Below are 4,569 nucleotides of genomic sequence, written 5' to 3'. Positions count from 1 at the left end.
CCTCCGACCTCGTCCTGGCGCTGCTCGGCGTGCTCCTGCTCGCCGCCTTCGCCCTGATGGCCGCCCACGCGCTGACCGTCGGCACCCCCGCTCCCTGACGCATCCCGAGGCCCGCGCGACGGGCCTCCCCGCCCCGCTTCGGACACCCGATCCATGTCCCGCCAGACCGCATCCCTGTTCAGCCCTGCACTCGTCGGACCCGCCCTCGTCGGCTCCGTGAAAAAACTCGATCCGCGCGCGATGATCCGCAACCCGGTCATGTTCGTGGTCGAGGTCGTGGCCGCGCTCACCTCCGTGCTGTTCGTCCGCGACATCGCCACCGGCGCCGGCGACCTGCTGTTCTCCGGCCAGATCATCCTGTGGCTGTGGTTCACCCTGGTCTTCGCCAACTTCGCCGAAGCACTGGCCGAGGGGCGCGGCAAGGCCCAGGCCGACAGCCTGCGGCGCACCCGCACCGAGACGATGGCCAAGCGCCTCACCGGTCCGGGCGGTCGCTACGAGACCGTCCCGGGGACCAGCCTCCGGGTCGGCGACGTGGTGCTGGTCGAGGCCGGCGACCTGATTCCCTCCGACGGCGAGGTGATCCAGGGCGTCGCCTCGGTCAACGAGGCGGCGATCACAGGCGAATCCGCTCCGGTCATCCGCGAATCCGGCGGCGACCGCTCGGCCGTGACCGGCGGCACGCAGGTGCTCTCCGACGAGATCCGGGTGCGGATCACCGCGGCCGCCGGCTCGACCTTCGTCGACCGGATGATCGCCCTGGTCGAGGGCGCCTCGCGGCAGAAGACTCCCAACGAGATCGCCCTGAACATCCTGCTCGCCGGGCTCACCCTCGTGTTCGTGTTCGCGGTGGCCTCGATCCCGAGCTTCGCGTCCTATGCCGGCGGTGCGATCCCGCTGATCGTTCTCGTGGCACTGTTCGTCACCCTGATCCCGACCACGATCGGCGCCCTGCTCTCGGCGATCGGCATCGCCGGCATGGACCGGCTGGTGCGCTTCAACGTGCTCGCCCTGTCGGGCCGCGCCGTCGAGGCGGCGGGCGACGTGGACACCCTGCTGCTGGACAAGACCGGCACGATCACGCTCGGCAACCGCCAGGCGACCGCGTTCCGGCCGGTGGCCCGCGTCACCGAGCAGGATCTGGCGGACGCGGCCCAGCTGGCCTCGCTGGCCGACGAGACCCCGGAGGGCCGCTCGATCGTGGTGCTGGCCAAGGACGCCTACGGCATCCGCGCCCGCGACATGGCCGGCCTCAATGCCAGCTTCGTGCCGTTCACCGCGCAGTCCCGCATGAGCGGCGTCGATCTCGACGGAATCTCCATCCGCAAGGGCGCGGTCGAGGCGGTGATCGCCTCGGTCTCGGCGCAGCCGATGGCGAGCCGGGGCTCGAACGCGGCGCTCGCCTACCAGCCGGAGGCGGAGCCCGACTCCGTCGCCGAGATCCGCGCCATCGCGGAGGAGATCGCCAAGGCCGGCGGAACGCCGCTCGCGGTGGCCCGCGACGGCCGGCTGCTCGGTGTCGTCTACCTGAAGGACATCGTGAAGGGCGGAATCCGCGAGCGCTTCGCCGAGCTGCGCCGGATGGGCATCCGCACGGTGATGATCACCGGCGACAATCCGATGACCGCCGCCGCCATCGCCGCGGAGGCCGGCGTGGACGACTTCCTCGCCCAGGCCACCCCTGAGGACAAGCTGGCGCTGATCCGCCAGGAGCAGGCGCAGGGCAAGCTCGTCGCCATGTGCGGCGACGGCACCAACGACGCCCCGGCCCTCGCCCAGGCCGATGTCGGCGTCGCCATGAACACCGGCACGGTGGCGGCCCGCGAGGCCGGCAACATGGTCGATCTGGACAGCGACCCCACCAAGCTCATCGAGATCGTCGGCATCGGCAAGCAGTTGCTGATGACCCGCGGAGCGCTGACCACCTTCTCCATCGCCAACGACGTGGCGAAGTACTTTGCGATCATCCCCGCGATGTTCCTCGGGCTCTACCCGCAGCTCCAGGCGCTCAACGTGATGGGTCTCGCCTCGCCGCAGAGCGCGATCCTGTCGGCGATCATCTTCAACGCGCTGATCATCGTGGCGCTGATCCCCCTGGCGCTCCGGGGCGTGACCTACCGGGCCGTCGGCGCCGCCGCGCTGCTGCGCCGGAACCTGCTGATCTACGGGCTCGGCGGCGTGCTGGTTCCGTTCGCCGCCATCAAGGCGATCGACCTCGCCGTCACCGCCCTGCACCTCGCCTGAACCGCCCCCTCGGAGACCCGCCATGCTCAGCCAGCTTCGCCCCGCCCTGGTCCTGCTCACCGTCCTCACGGCGATCACCGGCCTCGCCTACCCGCTCGCCGTCACCGGCCTCGCCGGCCTGATCTTCCCCGCGCGTGCCGCCGGCAGCCTGATCGAGCGCGACGGCCATGTCGTCGGCTCGGGCCTGATCGGCCAAAACTTCACCGGCGCCACCTACTTCCACGGCCGTCCCTCGGCCACGAGCGCCGCGGACCCGGCCGATCCGTCGAAGACCGTGCCGGCGCCCTACAACGCGTCCAATTCCGCGGGCTCCAACCTCGGCCCGACCAGCGCCGCGCTGGCCGAGCGGGTCAAGGGCGACCGGGACGCGCTGACGGCGGAAAATCCCGGCCGGCCTGTCCCGGTCGATCTCGTCACGGCGAGCGGCTCGGGCCTCGACCCGGATATCTCGCCCGACGCCGCCCTGTTCCAGGTGCCGCGGGTCGCCAAGGCCCGCAACCTGCCCGAGGACCGCCTGCGCCAGCTCGTCGCCGCGCAGAGCGAGGGCCGCACGCTCGGGCTGCTCGGCGAGCCACGGGTGAACGTGCTGGCGCTGAACCTTGCGCTGGATGGGTTGGGTGGGCGCTGAACGGCCATCCAGGACGCACGGCATCGTTCCGATCCATCCTCGCGGGACGATGCAGCTGCACCCGAAGGCCGGCGGCCCAACGGATCGGACGGTCGAGACAGCTCGAGAACCGGCACGTTTTGAGTCTGTTCGTAAGGCGGCTTCTTGAGCCGGCCTCAATCCAACCGCTGGACTGAACGGTATTCGCAGGCGACCCACGCTGGTATCGTGATCGATCGATGGACGGCTCAGGGGCTTCCCGCGCGGACGCTCTTGCCGGCACCGACCTGGTATCCCGCGATCGTCAGAACTCTCGAGATGTCATGAGCGACCTTGTGCAGCGAAAGGCGGACGTGATCGCCTTCTATGAGCTGATGTTCAACGATTGTCGTCCGCGGAAGGCAATCGAGCGTTACGCAGGGGCCGAGTACGTCCAGCACAATCCACATGTGGCGACCGGAAAAGACGGGTTCATCACCTATTTCGAACGCATGGCGCGGGAATGGCCTGGTAAGCGCGTCGAGATCAAGCGCGCCGTCGCCGAGGGCGAATTCGTGGTTCTTCACTGTCTCCAGCGCTGGCCCGGCGGCCACGACTACGCGACCATGGACATGTTCCGGCTCGATGCCGACGGGAAGATCGTCGAGCACTGGGACGTGCTTCAAATCCTCCCGGAGACCTCCGCCAATCCGAATGGCATGTTCTGAGGCGGCGAAACGTCCTTCCGCACCACGACCTGCAACGTGGAAGGGATTGCCGCGTGCGAGACCGGAGCGGCGGGAATCCGGCCCGATGCGAACCCCATCCGTGTCGCGCTGACCGCGGGTACCCTGAAAGAACCATGCGCGAGACCGGCCGAGACCCGACCCGTCCCACCCCCGAGGCGCTGCTGGAAACGGCGCGCCGGGAGTCGCGGACCCGCGGCCGGCTGAAGGTTTTCCTGGGGGCCGCCCCCGGGGTCGGCAAGACCTTCGAGATGCTCACCATCGGCCGCGCTCGGCGCGAAGCCGGCCTCGACGTGGTGGTGGGCGTCGTCGAGACCCACGGCCGGGCCGAGACCGAGGCGCTGCTCGACGGGTTCACGATCGTCCCGCGCCGCACCGTGCCCTACCACGGCACCACGCTCGACGAGATGGATCTCGACGCCCTCCTGACCCGGAGGCCGGCCCTCGCGCTGGTGGATGAGCTCGCCCACACCAACGCGCCGGGATCCCGCCACCCGAAGCGCTACCAGGACGTCGAGGAACTGCTCGACGCCGGCATCGACGTCTACACGACGCTCAACATCCAGCATGTCGAGAGCCTCAACGACGTGGTGGCGCAGATCACCCGCATCCGCGTGCGCGAGACCGTGCCGGACGGCATCCTCGACCGGGCGGACGACATCGAGGTGGTCGACCTCAATCCGGACGACCTAATCCAGCGGCTCAAGGACGGCAAGGTCTACGTCCCGACCAACGCCGAGCGCGCCCTGAAGCACTACTTCTCCCGCGGCAACCTCACGGCCCTGCGCGAGCTGGCCCTACGCCGCACCGCCGACCGGGTCGACGACGAACTCCTCAGCCACATGCAGGCCAACGCCATCGCGGGGCCCTGGAGCGCCGGCGAGCGGGTGCTGGTCTGCATCAGCGCCGATCCGCGCTCGGCCGGCCTGGTGCGCTACGCCAAGCGCGTCGCCGACCGGCTGCACGCGCCCTGGACCGCCCTGTACATCGAGG

3 protein-coding genes and 1 pseudogene are annotated in these 4,569 nt (G+C 69.8%); all 4 read left to right on the top strand.

Annotation, left to right across the window (positions count from 1 at the left end; genetic code table 11):
* The first annotated feature begins 153 nt into the window (after window positions 1-153).
* The gene (gene kdpB, locus FV228_RS21025) at window positions 154-2,244 is read left to right on the top strand and encodes a potassium-transporting ATPase subunit KdpB (RefSeq protein WP_147856390.1); all 2,091 of its coding nucleotides are present in this window, start codon (window positions 154-156) and stop codon (window positions 2,242-2,244) included.
* A 22-nt stretch (window positions 2,245-2,266) separates the two neighbouring features.
* Entirely contained in the window at window positions 2,267-2,872 is a 606-nt protein-coding gene (locus FV228_RS21020; RefSeq protein WP_147856389.1) for a K(+)-transporting ATPase subunit C, read from the top strand.
* A gap of 302 nt (window positions 2,873-3,174) precedes the next feature.
* Window positions 3,175-3,558 carry a nuclear transport factor 2 family protein gene (locus tag FV228_RS21015; RefSeq protein WP_147856388.1) on the top strand — a complete coding sequence of 128 codons (384 nt, stop codon included), beginning with the start codon at window positions 3,175-3,177 and terminating at the stop codon, window positions 3,556-3,558.
* Window positions 3,559-3,692: 134 nt separating this feature from the next.
* Window positions 3,693-4,569 (top strand): annotated as a pseudogene (locus FV228_RS21010) (two-component sensor histidine kinase); the annotation flags it as partial.

The sequence above is a fragment of the Methylobacterium sp. WL18 genome, assembly GCF_008040015.1.
Classification (GTDB): Bacteria; Pseudomonadota; Alphaproteobacteria; order Rhizobiales; family Beijerinckiaceae; genus Methylobacterium; species Methylobacterium mesophilicum.
The sequence above is the reverse complement of the archived record's forward strand: the minus strand, read 5'-3'. Positions and strand labels throughout refer to the sequence as shown.